Here is a 16,205-nt window from a genome sequence, read left to right as displayed (position 1 = left end):
TAGAAAAACCCGGTTGGTGTTATGTACTGTGCCAGAGAGACACAGGCCGCCCGCCTCAGTCACGTCGGCGCGCGGGCTGGCAGCAGCATCATACGCGGAAGGTTAAGAAATTTCCTGGGGAGAGTGTATCCGGGCGTAAAAAGAAAACTGCCGCCAGGCCGGCGGCAGCGGTTGTCTAGAACAGGCGGGGACCATATCCCCACAGCACCACGGTCAGGGCCAGTAACACTTCAAACACCAGCACGCCGATCGCCAGGGTAGAACCGGAGAAGCGCAGGCTCTCTTCACGGTCGATGTTCAGAAACAGCGGAATGCCGATATAGAGCAGGTAGCCGGTGTAGAGCAGCGCCAGCGCACCCGCCAGCACGCAGAGCCAGACCAGCGGATAGAGCGCTACCAGCCCGCTGAGAAACAGCGGTGTCGCCACATAACCCGCGAAGACGGTACAGCGCTGCACGCCGGGCCGCTGCGGATAATCACGTGCCATCCAGTGGATCACCCGCCCCATCACCGCGACGCCACCGAGAATAATCAGATAGAACAGGATGCCGAGCCCAAGCCCGGTCGCCAGGTTAAGTTGCACATATCGCCCCTCGCCCAGGTTCCACCCCAACTGAGTGGTCCCGATGAAGGCGCAGATCACCGGGATCGCCGCCATCAGCAGAACATGGTGGGTATAGTGGTGCGATACACTCTCATTCTCTTGCTTAATATCACGCATTTCCTGATTCGGATGCGCCAGAAGTCCCCAGACATGGTTCATACAGTCACTCCTCTGATGCAGTGGGCCGCCCGATGAGCATGCGTCTTTGGGGGCAGCGTCTTCTCAAGTATAAACGGCAGCAAAACTTTCGTGGCGACCGGACAAAAAAACAGCAGAAATAAACGCACCCGCGCGGCCCGAGCGGAAGCGAAGCCAATTCGCGTATAGACTTGAAGAAACAGCCACCGAACAGGGAGTGTCACTTTGCATCTGGATATCAACGCATTAATTACGCAGTACGGTTATCTGGCACTGTTGATTGGCTGTATTGCCGAGGGGGAGACATTTACCTTACTGGGCGGCGTGGCTGCCCATGAAGGACTGCTGCACTATGCGGGCGTGGTGCTGGCTGCGATGGGCGGAGGGATCATCGGCGACCAGCTGCTCTACTGGGTTGGCCGCCGCTGGGGAACACGCATCCTGCGCCGCTTTAAAAAGCATCAGGATAAGGTGGTGAAGGCGAACCGCCTGATCAAACGCCGTCCCAGCCTGTTTGTGATCGGCGTGCGCTTTATGTATGGCTTTCGCCTGATTGGTCCCATCATCATCGGGGCCAGCCGCCTCAATCCGATGAAATTTTTTATCCTCAATATCATTGGTGCGGCCATCTGGGCGCTGATCTTTGTCACCCTGGGCTATTTTGCGGGCGGCATTATCGCGCCGTGGCTGCATAAACTCGATCAGCATCTGAAACATCTGCTCTGGCTGGTGGGTGCGGTGGTGTTCGCCTTTATCCTGCGCTGGGTGATCCGGCGCTGGCATAACCGTCGGGCCGATCAATAAGCGCTGACAGCTGCCCAAACGAAGCCGCATCGGCATGCTCAGCTATAGTTAACAGCACACTGACAGGGAGATGAGCATGAGTAAGGTAAAACGTAAGATTGAAGAGCATGGCGTCATTGGCGATCTCCGCACCTGTGCACTGGTGGCGAATGACGGGACGATTGATTATCTCTGCTGGCCTGAACTCGATAGCCCGTCGGTCTTCTCTGCCCTGCTCGACAGCGACGATGCCGGCCTCTTCTCCCTCTCGCCGGACTGGCCCGATGCGCGCCGTCAGCAGCTCTACCTGCCCGACACCAATATTCTGCAGACCCGCTGGCTGGATGAGCAGGGGGTCGCAGAAATTACCGACTATATGCCGATTTGCGATGACAGGGAGAAGCTGCCGCGCCTGATCCGGCGGGTCAAAATGGTACGCGGCAGCGCGACCTTTACCCTGCGCTGTTCACCACGTCACGACTACGCCCGGGCGCAGACGCGCGCCGAGGCCCATCACGGCTGTATCGATTTTCATGCCGAAGGTCAGCCCTCGCTGCGCCTCGCCGCCAGCGTCGTCATGACGCTGGAGGATGAGAGCGCGACCGCCGTCTTTACCCTGCAGCCGGGCGAACATGCGCAGTTTGAATTTGGCAGCGTCGACGATGCGCATATCGAAGCGCTGGCGACCGAACACTGCTTTGAAGATACCCTCAACTACTGGCGCCGCTGGAGCGCAAAGAGCACCTATCAGGGACGCTGGCGTGAAATGGTGCAGCGCTCCGCGCTGGTGCTGAAGCTGCTCACCTCACATCAGTATGGCTCCATTGCGGCGGCGGCAACCTTTGGCCTGCCCGAAGAGCTGGGCGGTGAACGAAACTGGGACTACCGCGCCTCCTGGATCCGCGACGCCTCATTCAGCATGTATGCCCTGATGCGGCTGGGCTACACCGATGAAGCCAAACACTTTACGGAGTGGGTGGGCCGCTGCGTCGAGAACAGCCATCACGATGAGATGCGCCTGCAGGTGATGTACCGGCTTGACAGCGGCACCGAACTGCATGAGATGGAGCTGCTCAACCTCTCCGGCTACGGCGATTCCCGGCCGGTGCGCATCGGCAACGATGCCTGGCAGCAGACCCAGCTCGACATCTATGGCGAGCTGATGGATGCAATCTATCTGGCCAATAAATATGGTGAGGCGATCTCTCAGCGCGGCTGGGAGCACGTAGTGAAGATGATCGACTGGCTGAGCGAGAACTGGGATCAGCCCGATGCCGGGATCTGGGAGATGCGCGGCGAACCGGAACATTTCCTGCATTCCCGTCTGATGTGCTGGGTGGCGATGGATCGCGCGCTGCGTCTGGGCATGAAGCGATCGCTGCCGATGCCCTATCAGCGCTGGGATGAGGCGCGGCGTAAGATCCGCGAAGATATCTGGGCCAATTTCTGGAACGAGGAGCGCGGGCACTTCACCTCCACGCGTCACGGCGACTATCTCGACGCCTCCATGCTGCTGATGCCACTGGTGCGCTTTGTCGGTGCCACTGACCCGGACTGGCTCTCTACGCTGGACGCGATCAAAAAGGACCTGGTCAGCGATGGCATGGTGCGGCGTTACAATATTCATGAAACCCCGGCCGATGGCCTGCAGGGAGGAGAAGGTTCTTTCGGTGCCTGTTCCTTCTGGTATGTAGAGTGCCTGGCGCGCGCAGGCCGGATACAGGAGGCGCATTTTGAGTTTGAGAAGCTGCTGAGCTACGCCAATCCGCTGGGCCTTTACGCCGAGGAGTTTGACAGCCACGGCCATGCGCTGGGCAATACGCCGCAGGCGCTGACGCACCTGGCGTTAATCAGCGCCGCCTTTTTCCTGAACCGGAAACTCAGCGGCGAACAGACCCAGTGGCAGCCTTAGTCATCGCGGTTTTCAGCGCCCTCTTTTCCCGAAAGGCGCTCATCTCTGCACGGTTTTAGGTAAAGTATTACTGTCAGGTTAAAATCCTGATTCACAACATCAGATCAATGAACATATAATGCGCAGCAGGTCACATTGGCCGGCATGAATTCGATACTTTGACCAGCCTGAAACAGGGCGATAAAGACTTGTAAAATATGAAAATGATTCGCGCTTTCGCTTCAATCGCACTGGCTCTGGCGGCGTTCAGCCAGTCAGCCTTTGCTGTGGTTTACCCGTTACCGCCGGCTAACAGCCGTCTGATCGGGGAAAATATTGAAATTACCGTTCCTGAAGACAGCAAATTGCCGCTGGAAGCTTTTGCGGCGCAGTATCAGATGGGCCTCAGCAACATGCTGGAAGCCAATCCGGGCGTTGACGTTTATCTGCCGAAAGCCGGCAGCAAAATGATTATCCCACAGCAGCTGATCCTGCCAGACGCCCCGCGCGAAGGCATTGTGATCAACAGCGCCGAGATGCGTCTTTACTACTATCCGAAAGGCAGCAAAACCGTGGTTGTCCTGCCGATTGGTATCGGCGAGCTGGGTAAAGATACTCCAATCAACTGGACCACGGCGGTTGAACGCAAAAAAGATGGCCCGACCTGGACGCCAACCAAAGGGATGCACGCCGACTACGCCGCTCGCGGTGAAACGCTGCCTGCCGTCTTCCCGGCTGGCCCGGACAACCCGATGGGCCTCTATGCGCTCTACATCGGTCGTCTCTATGCGATTCACGGCACCAACGCCAACTTCGGTATCGGCCTGCGCGTGAGCCACGGCTGTGTGCGTCTGCGTGCGGATGACATCAAGTGGCTGTATCAGAATGTGCCGGTCGGCACCCGCGTTCAGTTCGTTGACCAGCCGGTGAAAGCCTCGGTTGAGCCAGACGGTTCACGTTACCTTGAAGTGCACAACCCGCTGTCGACCACCGAAGAGCAGTTCAACTCCCGTGAGCTGGTGCCGATCACGCTGACTCAGGCCGTGACCAAAGTGCTGGCTGATGGCAGCATCAATCAGGATCAGGTTAACGCCGCGATTCAGGGCCGTACCGGTATGCCGGTAAAAGTGAACGGTGTGGAGAACAACGTTCAGACTGCGCCTGTTCAGGTGCCGGAAAACTCACAGGCCGCCCCTCAGGAGCAGCCAATGACTCCGGTGACGCCTCAGGGTGCCAGCAGTGATGCTGCGCAGCCTCAGCAGCCTGCGACAGAAGCGGCCCCGGTGACCCCGGCCGCCCCGGCCGCCCCGGCTGCCGCCACGAATAACAATTCGTAACGGACCGCCTGTTCTCAGAAGCCAGCGCCTGTCGCTGGCTTTTTTATTGCCTGGATTAAGATTTACTAGCGCTCATCTGGCCAATTAGAGGAGATTATCAACTTTGCCTGTCTGAGTGCAACACTGGCCATTCCCTGATTGTCTTTGTATACGCTGTTCCAGTTACCCGAAGTGAATATATCTTCAATCCGCATTAAAAAAATCAGGAGCATTACCATTGGCCGTAAGGGTATTTTTTTCCTTTGATAAAAATCTCAGTATCTTTGCCGTATTCATAGCCGTGTGAAAAACGTGTAATTCCTTTACAGATATCCAGCTTATCTCCGGATAAAGTTTTCAGGACGGACGGTGTAATGCGATAATTAGGCTCAAACCCGATACCTTTTAGCCATACCGCTGCTTTCCCCTCCGGAGCCAGGCCAATCTGGATGGTGTCATAGGTATTATTATAGGGATCCGTTTTCCCACTGGCACTGTTCATCTTTTTTACGATGGCATCAGGGACAGTCAGATGGGTCTCATACACTTTCTTATCAATTACTGAGTCCCAGAAAAAAATAAAATGTTTAGGGGGGCGATCAACATGATTTCCAGTAGCCACCAGAGGCACGATCTTTATCATTCCACTTACCGATAACCTCAGGCAGTGCAAAATTACTGTTCAGTGTATTAAAGCGATAAATCGTCCCATCAGCACCCTGAATGACGGCAAATGTCACCAGAGCAGGTAACGCTTTTGGCGTGAAGAAATTGAATTTCCATTCTGAGGGAGCATCAGTTTTGACCACTGCCGGAACCGTCTGGCCTGCACCGTGACAGCCAGTCAGTATCAGGAGTGTAATAAATTCCGCCATGCGTCTTATTTCCATATTTTATTACCGTCCATATCGTAAACCGTACGCTGCCAGCGTTCGTCCAGCCGGTTAGTAAATGTCACAAGCTTTGCCGGTCTGACTGCACTGCTGATTCTTCTTTAACAGTTTAACTGGTCACCCTTTTAAAATGGCTGAAATGACTATCTTTCAGCCAATGATTAAATATATCGGGAGCGTTACCATTGGCCGTAAGGGTATTTTTTTCCTTTTATAAAAACCTCATTATCTTTGCCGTATTCATAGCCGTGTGAAAAACGTGTAATTCCTTTACAGATATCCAGTTTATCTCCTGAGACGGTTTTCAGAATTGACGGTGTGACACGATAATTAGGCTCAGAGCGGATCCCCTGCAGCCAGACGGCTACCTTTCCCTCTGGAGCCAGACCGATCTGTACTCTGTTGTAATATGCTGTTTTCCCCCAATAGTCTTTATGCCCGGCCGGACTGAGCATTTTCTCTAGTACGGGTTTAGGAATAGTCAGTGCCGTCTCATACACTTTTTTATCGATAATTGAGTCCCAGCAGAAAATAATATGCCTTGGCGGGCGCTCAACGTGATTCCAGTAGCCACCAGGCGCACGATCTTTGTCGTTCCATGCACCGATAACTTTAGGCAGAGCGGGTGTGCTGTTCAGCGTGTTAAAGCGATAAATCGTACCTTCCGCATCTTGTACAACGGCGAACGTCACTAATGCCGGTAGCGATTTTGGGGTGAAAAAATCAAAGGTCCATTCTGCCGGTGCACCGTTCTGAGGAGAATCATTTGTGTGTGCTTCTCCCTGACAGCCAGTCAATACCAGAATAGTAATAAGCCCTGCCATACGTTTTATTTCCATATTTTATTTCCGTCCATATCGTAAACCGTACGCTGCCAGCGTTCGTCCGGTCTGTTAGTGAAGGTCATCAGCTTCGCGAGTCTGACCGCACTGCTGACACTTCCCTGATTTCCTATAAATACGCTATTCAGGTTGGCTGAAATAAATATATCTTCAATCCGTATTAAAAGTATCAGGAGCGCTACCATTGGCCGTATGGATATTTTTTTTCTTTGATAAAAATCTCAGTATCTTTACCATATTCATAGCCGTGTGAAAAACGTGTAATCCCTTTACAGATATCCATCTTATCTCCGGATAAAGTTTTCATGACGGACGGCGTTATACGGTAAACTGGTTCGCCCTGGGCAACACCACTTAACCATACAGCTACCTTTCCCTCCGGAGCCAGACCAATTTGTATAGTGTTGTAATACTTCCCTTTCCCCGGATAGTCTTGATTTACCCCAAGCCGGAGCATTTTATCTATGACGGGATCAGGAATGGTCAGAGTGGTCTGATATACCCTTTTATCGATAATTGAGTCCCAGCAAAAAATAATATGTCTGGGAGGCTGTTTAACGTGATTCCAGTGACCGTTAAGCGTTCGTGCATTATCGTTCCACTTACCGACTACACCATTAAGCGCTCTTGTACTATCAAGTGTGTTGAACTCATAAACTTTACCTTCGGCATCCTGAAAACCCGCGAAGGTTACTAATGCCGGTAACGCTTTAGGCGTGAAAAAATTAAACCACCATTCTGTTGGTGCGTTGTTCTGAGGAGCGTTAATGGAGTGCGTTTCTCCCTGACAGGCTGTCAACGCCAGCATTGCAAGAAGCCCTGCTACGCGTTTTATTTCCATATTTTATTCCCGTCCATATCGTAAACCGTACGCTGCCAGCGTTCGTCCGGCCGGTTAGTAAATGTCACAAGCTTTGCCGGTCTGACTGCACTGCTGATTCTTCTTTAACAGTTTAACTGGTCACCCTTTTAAAATGGCTGAAATGACTATCTTTCAGCCAATTAATTAAATGTCGGGAGCGTTACCATTGGCCGTAAGGATATTTTTTCCCTTTGATAAAATCAGGTGTATCTCCATAATATTTATATCCATTTGGATGTTTGTTTATTCCTTTACAGATATCCAGTTTGTCTCCGGAAAAAGTTTTCAGGACAGACGGTGTAATGCGATAATTAGGCTCAAACCCGATACCTTTTAGCCATACCGCTACCTTCCCCTCCGGAGCCAGGCCAATCTGAATGGTGTCATAATTATTATTATAGGGATCCGTTTTCCCACTGGCACTGCTCATCTTTTTTACGATAACATCAGGGACAGTCAGATGAGTCTCATACACTTTCTTATCAATTACCGAGTCCCAGCAAAAGATAAAATGTTTAGGGGGGCGATCAACATGATTCCAGTAGCCACCAGAGGCACGATCTTTATCATTCCACTTACCGATAACCTCAGGCAGTGCAGAAGTACTGTTAAGTGTATTAAAGCGATAAATCGTCCCATCAGCACCCTGAATCACGGCAAATGTCACCAGAGCAGGTAACGCTTTTGGCGTGAAGAAATTGAATTTCCACTCTGAGGGAGCATCGGTTTTGACCACTGCCGGAGCCGTCTGGCCTGCACTGTGACAGCCAGTCAGTATCAGGAGTGTAATAAATCCCGCCATGCGTCTTATTTCCATTTTTTATTCCCGTCCATATCGTAAACCGTACGCTGCCAGCGTTCGTCCGGCCGGTTAGTAAATGTCACAAGCTTTGCCGGTCTGACTGCACCGCTGATCATTCCTTGGTCATCCCTCACTACACCGTTCCAGTTAGCTGAACAGTGAATGTATTTTTTGGCCAGCATCAGGATTTCGGGAGTTGTAAAGCCGGGTGTAGATTGACTATTCCGAACCGCACGCCCCATGACAATCGCTTTTTCACTCAGTCCATTCGTTTCTGCACTCAGCGCAAAATCAGGATTGGTTTCATCGACAGGTTCAAACACCACACCGGCATCCTGCGCCGCATCAAGCATCACCCGTAGCGCCACCTTCGACCAGTCATTGCGGGTAATTCTGTCAATAACCAGCGCCGCACCACTGCGTTTTTGTAGTGTGCCGTAACGATCGGCTGGCATTCTGTCGTCATGCCAGACATCGGCATTGACCTCCACCGCATTCAGCAGCGGCGCTATCGCCGGATAGCCGTCCATCGTTTTAAGCTGCGCGCAAGTCTGCTGATAAATCCGCGTTTCTGTATCGGGAGTTGAGAGTGGTACGGTTTCAAACTCCGGCCGGGTGAGGAAACAGGCTTCGCGTTCCTCCGGATTGTAACCTCCGCCAATGTCGGAGTGCGCACCAGGCAGGGCCAGCTCAGGCCAGGCCGGTTTGACGCTGTTCAGCGCAAAGTTAAACCGGCATTCGTGCTGCGCTGTGATATGAAATACCTTTTCCGCCACGCCCGGACGTAGTACCAGATTCACCTCACCGGTATCTGCGCTGTGCGGGTTCAGGCCATTAACCGGCGTTCCGATGGCCGCCACGGTATCGAAAATTCCCAGAAATCGGGTTTTACCGCCGGGCGTACCGGAGAACTCAACATCACCCAGCTCTATCTTAATTGCCGAGATAATGGTCCTGTCCTGGCTGAATACCCGGTTGGCAAAATGCCGCGCCGCCGCGGCTCCACGGCTGAAGCCAAAAATATCAAACTGTAACTCTTTAATGACACAGGCGCGGGCATCAGTGTATTTATCCAGATAACCTTTTATAGCAGTAGCTAATTCTGAGACAGCCTTATCGGTTTTGCTGATTACCCCAGTATTTCCCAGGCCTGTACCCATTCCATATGCGCTGTCAGCCCCCCCATCTTCCGTCCCGATACCATTAATATAAATCGCATGCTGACCAGAACCCGTTTGAGGAGCCATATTCTGGTCATATAGAGTGTTGAGCCAATGCACATTAGTGTAATAGCCAAGATAGCTTCCGGCAGCGGTGCCACTTATTCCGCGATTCAGTCGTATGCACTGCTGCAATACGGACTCTGTCTCCGCATCGTTCATTCCAAAATGTGCGCCGGTACAGACAGCCTGACGGTCAGTTGTGTTAATCGCATTGTTGCCCGTTCCATCAAAGAACACACCGATGGTGAGCGTGATTTCCCGTTTCTTCTTCACTGCCTGTGCACGCTGTTCAGGCTCTGACTGCTGTGCTTTTCTCTCCGCAGCCTCAGCTCGTTCGGCTGCACGGCCAGCATTGCAGTCTATCTCGTAAGTGTGCGTGCTGACGGAGGGAATAAAACGGGCACGACAGGGGCAGGAGCTGTAACTGTGAAGAGAACCCGCCCACTCTTTCAGGACACCATTCACCTCATAGGTGTCCCCCATCCCTCCACAGACGCGAAACCGTCCTTCATGTTTTCCGCAGGTCACCGGATCGCCCTCCCGGACCTGCTGGCACTCGATGCCGCCGATGGTGTACGTTTCATCAGGTGCGCCGCTAAGAATCCTTCCGCCGCAGGTGGTTTTATCCAGGTGATATAAAAAAAATCCTTCAGTCATAATCCCTCATGAACTTCATGGCTATTAAGTAAACGCATCATACCTTAATTATGACTTAACCTAAATTACAGGCTTCTGTTAGCGGTCTTAGTGTCTGAATGTGGCATCGCTGTTAATGGTGTTAGCTTTTAATATCGCCATCAGGTAAAGAAACTTTTCCGCAAGACCGACCATCATTTTTCTGTCATAGAAAGCGCGTATCACACAGCGATAACCCGGTGCAAATCAGCATCCGCTATCCGCCACATGAGGTACACCATGAGCGAAAACAGTCTCCCCTCATCCGTCCGGGGCCGGCCTGATTTCAACGGCAAAGGCAGTCGCTTCAGTAAACCGCTGTTTTTTATTCTGCTGGTCGCGGGTCTCGCGTTCGCCGGCCTCAACCTGGTCAGTGACGTTGAAGAGACCAACATGCCGGTTACCAGCTTCCTGCCCTTCTTTCTGCTGGGCCTGGCGCTGCTGATTGCGCTCGGTTTTGAGTTCGTCAATGGCTTTCACGACACCGCCAATGCCGTCGCCACAGTGATCTATACCCATTCGCTGACGCCCGGCGTCGCCGTGGTCTGGTCCGGTTTCTGTAATTTTCTGGGCGTGCTGCTCTCCAGCGGGGTGGTGGCGTTTGGCATTATCTCGCTGCTGCCGGTGGAGCTGATCCTGCAGGCCAGCAGCGGCAACGGCTTCGCGATGGTCTATGCACTGCTCTTTTCCGCCATTATCTGGAATCTCGGTACCTGGTATTTTGGCCTGCCCTCCTCGTCATCACATACCCTGATTGGCTCCATCATCGGCGTCGGCGTCGCCAACGCGATGCTGCACGGGCGCAACGGCCTGAGCGGCGTGGACTGGGATCAGGCGCTGAAGGTGGGCTATGCCCTGCTGCTCTCGCCGGTGGTGGGCTTCGTCTGTGCCGGGCTGCTGCTGTGGGTCATGAAACGCTTTATCCGCAATCGCCAGCTTTACCGTGCGCCACAGAGCGATCAGCCGCCGCCGGTCTGGATCCGCGGCCTGCTGATCCTGACCTGTACCGGCGTCTCCTTTGCACACGGCTCTAACGACGGGCAGAAAGGGATGGGGCTGATTATGCTGATCCTGGTCGGCACCATGCCGATCGCCTACGCCCTGAACCGATCGCTGCCTGCCGACCAGATCCCCCGCGTGGCCGCGCTGACCGAAGTCACCGCGCATCAGCTGCGCCAGCTGCAACCGGCGGCGGCACACCCTCCGGCGGCCCGCGACGTGCTGACCGGCTTTGTCGGCAGCAACCGGATGAACAGCGAGGTGTTACCGGCGCTGGCGATGACGCTCAATGAAGTGGGTGATGAGATTCGCCGCTATGGCTCGATGGATAACATTCCGGCGCAGGCGGTGACCAATACCCGCAACCAGATGTATCTGGCATCAGAGTCGATCAAGCATCTGCAGACCGCAAAGGTCACGCTGCCGCAGGAGACGGAACGCAATCTGAAAGCCGTGAAAAGCGAACTCGACAGCGCCACCCGCTTTATTCCGATGTGGGTAAAAGTGGTGGTGGCGATTGCGCTGGGACTTGGCACGATGGTGGGCTGGCGGCGGATTGTGGTCACGGTGGGAGAACGCATCGGCAAAACCCATCTCAGCTATGCGCAGGGCGCCAGCGCCGAGCTGGTGGCGATGGCGACCATTGGCGCGGCAGACGGTTTCGGTTTGCCGGTTTCCACCACCCATGTGCTCTCCTCGGGCGTGGCGGGCACCATGGCGGCCAATCGCTCCGGCCTCCAGCTTGCCACGCTGCGCAACCTGGCGGTCGCCTGGGTCTTAACCCTGCCGGTCTCCGTTCTGCTCTCCGCCCTGCTCTACTGGCTGTTTACCCGTTTCTGATGACCCGGCGGCTCACCCGCTGGTGAGCCGCTGCTGAGCGCAGAGCCACAGGGTAATCAGCAGCGCACCCAGGACCATGATCGCCGCCGCGAGGTAGACCGACTGCATGCCCCAGTGTCCGATAAAGAGTCCCGCCACCGGGCCGGTTAAGCCCAGCCCCAGATCGAGAAAGGCGGAGTAGGTGCCGAGCGCCGATCCCTGATCCTGACGCTCAACCCGCTTAACGGCTTCCACCCCCAGGGCCGGAAAGACCAGCGAAAAACCGCTGCCGGTCAGAAACGCCCCCGCCCCCACCAGCCACGCGCTGTCCGCCTGCCAGATCAGCAGCAGCCCTACGCACTCCAGCAGAAAGGAGAACAGCGAGACGCGCAGTCCGCCAAAGCGGGTGATAAAGCGCCCGAAGCCGAGACGCACCAGCACAAAGCCCAGGCTGAACAGCGTCAGCGCATAGGCCGCGCCCTGCCAGTTGCGGCTGGCAAAGTAGAGGGTAATGAAGGTGGCAATCACGCCAAAGCCGATGGTGCCGAAGCCCAGCGCCAGACCGTAGAGCCAGACGCGGGAAAAGACGCGATGAAACGGAATGCGCTCGCCAATGCTGACGGTGACGGCAGGTTTGCGGCTCGCCATCAGATAGCCTGCGATCCCCATCACCGCAATCAGGCCAGCAAAGCCGCTCATGCCGAACTGACCGTTGAGCATCACGCCCAGCGGTGCGCCCACCGCCATCGCCAGATAGGTGGCGACGCCGTTCCAGGAGATCACGCGGGCGGTCTGCAGCGGTCCGACGATGTTCATGCCCCACAGGGTAGAGCCGGTGCTGCTGAAGCTTTCGCCCACCCCAAGAAACAGCCGTCCGACAGCCAGCAGCGTCAGGCTCAGCCACGGCCAGCCGCTCAGCAGGGCGGCGACGATGGTCAGCACCCCGCTCATGCCGCAGCAGAGCAGCCCCAGCATCACCACGCGTTTAGGGCCAAGCCGGTCGGCCAGACGGCCCGACTGAGGACGGCTGAGCAGCGTCGCGAAATACTGAATACTGATAATCAGCCCGGCGATGAATGAGCTGAAGCCGAGGTGATTTTTGACAAAGCCAGGCAGCACAGCCAGCGGCAAGCCGACGGAGAGATAGCAGAAGAAGGTGAAAACGATAACGGAAAGGATACGTTTGTTGAGCTGGCTGTTGCTCAACACGGCGGTGTCAGACATAGCAGAGTTGCGGTGAAGGAAATTTGGCTCACTATACCGTCAGGCCGCTAAGGGGTCGCCTGATTTTTTATCACAAACCATGAACCGTCGCGTGACGATCGATCGCCTGTGCAATGTCGCCCGACGATTTTAATGCCCGGATTTCGCTGAACAGGCCATCCGCTTCTGCATAGGCTTTGCGCAGATAGCCAAGCCACTGTTTGATGCGCGCGACGTGATAGAGTCCGGTGTCACCCTGCTTTTCCAGCCGGCTATATTTCTGCAACAGGCGCACCACCTCAGGCCAGGCCATTGGCGGCTCGTTATATTTGACCACCCGGCTCAGGTTAGGGATGTTCAGCGCACCGCGGCCAATCATCACCGCATCGCAGCCGGTGACCGCCATACAGTTCTGCGCGCTCTGCCAGTCCCAGATTTCACCATTAGCAATCACCGGAATGCGCAGCCGCTGACGAATCTCGCCAATCGCCTGCCAGTTGATCGCCTCGGCACGATAGCCCTCTTCCTTGGTTCGTCCATGCACCACCAGCTCACTGGCTCCCGCCTGCTGTACAGCATCGGCGATCTCCAGGCTGCGGGCGCTGGAATCCCAGCCGAGCCGCACTTTCACCGTGACCGGTAAGTCAGCAGGCACCGCTTCACGCATCGCTTTCGCGCCGCGATAGATCAGATCGGGATCTTTAAGCAGGGTCGCTCCGCCTCCGCTGCCGTTGACCAGCTTAGAGGGACAACCGCAGTTGAGATCCACCCCCCAGGAGCCCAGCGCCACCGCACGGGCGGCGTTCTCGGCTAACCATTCGGGATGCTGCCCCAGCAGCTGCATCCGCACCCGCGTGCCGGAAGGCGTGCGGCTGTTGTTATGCAGCTCGGGGCAGAGACGATAAAAGGATTTTACCGGCAGCAGCTGATCGACCACGCGCAAAAACTCGGTGATGCAGAGATCGTAGTCGTTCACTTCCGATAACAGCTGGCGCACCAGCGAATCAAGCACGCCCTCCATCGGCGCCAGTAAAACCCTCATACTCAGACGTTCCCGGTACGCTTCGGTGCCGGACGACGCGGACGGGAAGCGGGCTTGTCGCCCTGAGGCGCAGGCTGTCCCTGACGACGAGGCTGAGAACGCTTGTCGCCGGATGAACGTGGTGCACCTGCACCCTGTCCGCCCTGACCACGACCGCGCCCGCCGCCTGCACCGCCGCGCGACTGCTGCTGGCGACCGTTGATGATAGGCTCTGCTTTGATGCTCGGATCGGGTTCATAACCCGGAATCGCCAGGCGCGGGATTTCACGCTTCAGCAGGCGTTCGATATCACGCAGCAGTTTATGCTCATCGACGCAGACCAGTGACAGTGCCGCACCGGTGGCCGCCGCACGGCCGGTACGGCCAATACGGTGCACATAATCTTCGGCGACGTTGGGCAGCTCATAGTTGACCACGTGTGGCAGCTCTTCGATATCCAGGCCACGCGCCGCGATATCGGTCGCCACCAGCACGCGGATCCCGCCAGATTTAAAGTCAGCCAGCGCACGGGTACGGGCACCCTGGCTCTTGTTGCCGTGGATCGCGGCGGCGGTGATGCCATCTTTGCCCAGCTGCTCGGCAAGGTGGTTAGCGCCATGCTTGGTTCGGGTAAAGACCAGCACCTGCTGCCAGTTCCCTTCGCCAATCAGCTGCGACAGCAGTTCCCGCTTGCGCTTCTTATCCACGAAATGCACCTGCTGAGCAACCTGTTCAGAGGCGGTGTTGCGGCGCGCCACTTCCACCATTTCCGGGTTGGTCAGCAGTTTTTCAGCCAGGCCTTTAATCTCATCAGAGAAGGTGGCCGAGAAGAGCAGGTTCTGACGCTTAGCCGGCAGGCGCGCCAGCACGCGACGGATGTCGTGGATAAAGCCCATATCGAGCATCCGGTCCGCTTCATCCAGTACCAGAATTTCGACCTTAGAGAGGTCAACCGCATTCTGATGCGCCAGATCCAGCAGACGACCCGGTGTCGCCACCAGCACGTCGACGCCGCCACGCAGTTTAACCATCTGCGGATTGATGCTGACACCACCAAACACCACCATCGACCGCAGCGGGAGATATTTGCTGTAGTCACTGACGTTTTCGCCGACCTGCGCCGCGAGTTCACGGGTCGGGGTCAGGATCAGGGCGCGCACCGGGCGACGGCCGCGCACCGGCGTGGTGGTCGCAGAGAGTTTTTCAAGCAAAGGTAAGGTAAAGCCGGCCGTCTTGCCGGTGCCGGTCTGGGCGCTCGCCAGCAGATCGCGGCCTGCCAGCACCACAGGTATCGCCTGGCGCTGGATAGGTGTAGGTTCGCTGTAGCCTTGTTCGGCGACCGCGCGCAAAATATCGGCACTCAGGCCGAGAGAGTCAAAAGACATTACGTGATTTACTCCGGTCCGCTCTGTCCGTGATTCACGGTGTAGTTTTCAGAGGGATAGTGACGGCAGCTGGGGCTGACGCGTGAAAAGGGCACAAACTACGATGCGTAAGCGGGCGAGTGTAGCAGCTTTAGAGCAAGTGTGCGAGATAGCTCACATTTACACACACATCTTCCCTGCCCCATAAACAGGAAGGCCACCTTTCGGTGGCCTTCAACTTAGCTACGTTTTTTTTCGATGCGCCGTGGCGGTTCTTTCGCCAGCAGCGACACCAGCGCCGGACCCAGCAACATCACCACGCCGAGGCACGCCAGCAGCAGGTTGTTGTGGTAGATCCGCGACACCAGAAACAGTGTCATCATGGCAGCGCCAAAGTAGTAAGTGGTGGTCGCTTCTTCAAGATAATCGCCAAGGGTCCGTAAACGGGCGATGCGCTGTGTTGCCAGCATGGCAACAAAAACCAGTGCGTAGACGGCCACCAGCGTGCTGCAGACATCGACCAGGGCCTTGTGCTTCCAGCCCCAGATCAGCGCAGCGATCACCAGCAGATGCATAGCGATATGCATGTATGTCTGACCCGTGATGATTTGAATACGATTAGACCATTTCATTCAGTTCTCCTGGCAGACCCAACAGGTCGCCCAAGTGCTACCGGCACAAGCCGGAAACGGTTTCCTCAATGTAAAACAATTTTCGGATAACGCCTTAATTATCGCCCTCTCTCACCACCCATTTGTGACAAAGACTAC

Annotated in this window: 15 protein-coding genes; 4 read left to right on the top strand and 11 right to left on the bottom strand. The window is 55.5% G+C overall.

Annotated features, from left to right (window positions below; genetic code table 11):
• Positions 1–175: 175 nt before the first annotated feature.
• Positions 176–763, bottom strand: a complete 588-nt coding sequence (locus AC6I7A_RS05675; RefSeq protein WP_009091306.1) for a Yip1 family protein — start codon at positions 761–763, stop codon at positions 176–178.
• A gap of 204 nt (positions 764–967) precedes the next feature.
• Here AC6I7A_RS05675 and AC6I7A_RS05670 point away from each other — a divergent pair, with 204 nt between their 5' ends.
• The 3 genes from AC6I7A_RS05670 to AC6I7A_RS05660 all read left to right on the top strand — a co-directional run bounded on the left by AC6I7A_RS05670 (position 968) and on the right by AC6I7A_RS05660 (position 4,753).
• Positions 968–1,546: a DedA family protein gene (locus AC6I7A_RS05670; protein ID WP_058957734.1), complete on the top strand. Its 579-nt coding sequence runs from the start codon at positions 968–970 to the stop codon at positions 1,544–1,546.
• Between the two features lie 76 nt (positions 1,547–1,622).
• Positions 1,623–3,437, top strand: coding sequence for a glycoside hydrolase family 15 protein (locus tag AC6I7A_RS05665; RefSeq protein ID WP_009091310.1), 1,815 nt, complete (start codon positions 1,623–1,625; stop codon positions 3,435–3,437).
• 197 nt (positions 3,438–3,634) lie between these two features.
• A complete protein-coding gene (locus tag AC6I7A_RS05660) occupies positions 3,635–4,753 on the top strand; it encodes a L,D-transpeptidase family protein (protein WP_058957735.1) in 1,119 nt (372 codons plus the stop codon).
• Positions 4,754–4,964: 211 nt separating this feature from the next.
• Here the strand turns inward: AC6I7A_RS05660 and AC6I7A_RS05655 are convergent, their stop codons facing one another.
• The 6 genes from AC6I7A_RS05655 to AC6I7A_RS05630 form a co-directional block, all read right to left on the bottom strand.
• Entirely contained in the window at positions 4,965–5,375 is a 411-nt protein-coding gene (locus tag AC6I7A_RS05655) for a DUF2931 family protein (RefSeq protein ID WP_498004557.1), read from the bottom strand.
• Positions 5,332–5,607, bottom strand: coding sequence for a DUF2931 family protein (locus AC6I7A_RS05650; RefSeq protein WP_318250640.1), 276 nt, complete (start codon positions 5,605–5,607; stop codon positions 5,332–5,334). The genes AC6I7A_RS05655 and AC6I7A_RS05650 overlap by 44 nt, the downstream gene beginning before the upstream one ends.
• 197 nt (positions 5,608–5,804) lie before the next feature.
• Positions 5,805–6,464 carry a DUF2931 family protein gene (locus tag AC6I7A_RS05645; protein ID WP_058957736.1) on the bottom strand — a complete coding sequence of 220 codons (660 nt, stop codon included), beginning with the start codon at positions 6,462–6,464 and terminating at the stop codon, positions 5,805–5,807.
• A gap of 181 nt (positions 6,465–6,645) precedes the next feature.
• Positions 6,646–7,308, bottom strand: a complete 663-nt coding sequence (locus tag AC6I7A_RS05640; protein WP_498004554.1) for a DUF2931 family protein — start codon at positions 7,306–7,308, stop codon at positions 6,646–6,648.
• A gap of 181 nt (positions 7,309–7,489) precedes the next feature.
• On the bottom strand, positions 7,490–8,146 hold the full coding sequence (locus AC6I7A_RS05635) for a DUF2931 family protein (protein ID WP_058957738.1): 657 nt from the start codon (positions 8,144–8,146) through the stop codon (positions 7,490–7,492).
• A complete protein-coding gene (locus tag AC6I7A_RS05630; RefSeq protein WP_498004551.1) occupies positions 8,137–10,011 on the bottom strand; it encodes a type VI secretion system family protein in 1,875 nt (624 codons plus the stop codon). The genes AC6I7A_RS05635 and AC6I7A_RS05630 overlap by 10 nt, the downstream gene beginning before the upstream one ends.
• 258 nt (positions 10,012–10,269) lie before the next feature.
• On the opposite strand from AC6I7A_RS05630, the gene AC6I7A_RS05625 reads away from it, so the two are divergent.
• Positions 10,270–11,868, top strand: coding sequence for an inorganic phosphate transporter (locus AC6I7A_RS05625; RefSeq protein WP_498004549.1), 1,599 nt, complete (start codon positions 10,270–10,272; stop codon positions 11,866–11,868).
• Between the two features lie 12 nt (positions 11,869–11,880).
• Here the strand turns inward: AC6I7A_RS05625 and AC6I7A_RS05620 are convergent, their stop codons facing one another.
• The 4 genes from AC6I7A_RS05620 to AC6I7A_RS05605 form a co-directional block, all read right to left on the bottom strand.
• Positions 11,881–13,071: an MFS transporter gene (locus AC6I7A_RS05620; RefSeq protein ID WP_058958319.1), complete on the bottom strand. Its 1,191-nt coding sequence runs from the start codon at positions 13,069–13,071 to the stop codon at positions 11,881–11,883.
• Between the two features lie 70 nt (positions 13,072–13,141).
• The gene (dusC, locus tag AC6I7A_RS05615; RefSeq protein ID WP_009091316.1) at positions 13,142–14,092 is read right to left on the bottom strand and encodes a tRNA dihydrouridine(16) synthase DusC; all 951 of its coding nucleotides are present in this window, start codon (positions 14,090–14,092) and stop codon (positions 13,142–13,144) included.
• 2 nt (positions 14,093–14,094) lie between these two features.
• On the bottom strand, positions 14,095–15,456 hold the full coding sequence (gene rhlE, locus AC6I7A_RS05610) for an ATP-dependent RNA helicase RhlE (protein ID WP_009091317.1): 1,362 nt from the start codon (positions 15,454–15,456) through the stop codon (positions 14,095–14,097).
• Between the two features lie 218 nt (positions 15,457–15,674).
• The gene (locus AC6I7A_RS05605; RefSeq protein ID WP_009091318.1) at positions 15,675–16,067 is read right to left on the bottom strand and encodes a YbhQ family protein; all 393 of its coding nucleotides are present in this window, start codon (positions 16,065–16,067) and stop codon (positions 15,675–15,677) included.
• Positions 16,068–16,205: the final 138 nt, after the last annotated feature.

The sequence above is a fragment of the Type-F symbiont of Plautia stali genome (genome assembly GCF_059731105.1).
This window is presented reverse-complemented; position numbering and strand designations above follow the sequence as displayed.

Coding starts and splice junctions, on each gene's coding strand:
- AC6I7A_RS05660 (WP_058957735.1), top strand. CDS start 3,635: ATGAAAATGATTCGCGCTTTCGCTTCAATCGCACTGGCTCTGGCGGCG.
- AC6I7A_RS05640 (WP_498004554.1), bottom strand. CDS start 7,308: ATGGAAATAAAACGCGTAGCAGGGCTTCTTGCAATGCTGGCGTTGACA.
- AC6I7A_RS05650 (WP_318250640.1), bottom strand. CDS start 5,607: ATGGCGGAATTTATTACACTCCTGATACTGACTGGCTGTCACGGTGCA.
- AC6I7A_RS05675 (WP_009091306.1), bottom strand. CDS start 763: ATGAACCATGTCTGGGGACTTCTGGCGCATCCGAATCAGGAAATGCGT.
- dusC (WP_009091316.1), bottom strand. CDS start 14,092: ATGAGGGTTTTACTGGCGCCGATGGAGGGCGTGCTTGATTCGCTGGTG.
- AC6I7A_RS05645 (WP_058957736.1), bottom strand. CDS start 6,464: ATGGAAATAAAACGTATGGCAGGGCTTATTACTATTCTGGTATTGACT.
- rhlE (WP_009091317.1), bottom strand. CDS start 15,456: ATGTCTTTTGACTCTCTCGGCCTGAGTGCCGATATTTTGCGCGCGGTC.
- AC6I7A_RS05655 (WP_498004557.1), bottom strand. CDS start 5,375: ATGATAAAGATCGTGCCTCTGGTGGCTACTGGAAATCATGTTGATCGC.
- AC6I7A_RS05625 (WP_498004549.1), top strand. CDS start 10,270: ATGAGCGAAAACAGTCTCCCCTCATCCGTCCGGGGCCGGCCTGATTTC.
- AC6I7A_RS05665 (WP_009091310.1), top strand. CDS start 1,623: ATGAGTAAGGTAAAACGTAAGATTGAAGAGCATGGCGTCATTGGCGAT.
- AC6I7A_RS05635 (WP_058957738.1), bottom strand. CDS start 8,146: ATGGAAATAAGACGCATGGCGGGATTTATTACACTCCTGATACTGACT.
- AC6I7A_RS05605 (WP_009091318.1), bottom strand. CDS start 16,067: ATGAAATGGTCTAATCGTATTCAAATCATCACGGGTCAGACATACATG.
- AC6I7A_RS05630 (WP_498004551.1), bottom strand. CDS start 10,011: ATGACTGAAGGATTTTTTTTATATCACCTGGATAAAACCACCTGCGGC.
- AC6I7A_RS05620 (WP_058958319.1), bottom strand. CDS start 13,071: ATGTCTGACACCGCCGTGTTGAGCAACAGCCAGCTCAACAAACGTATC.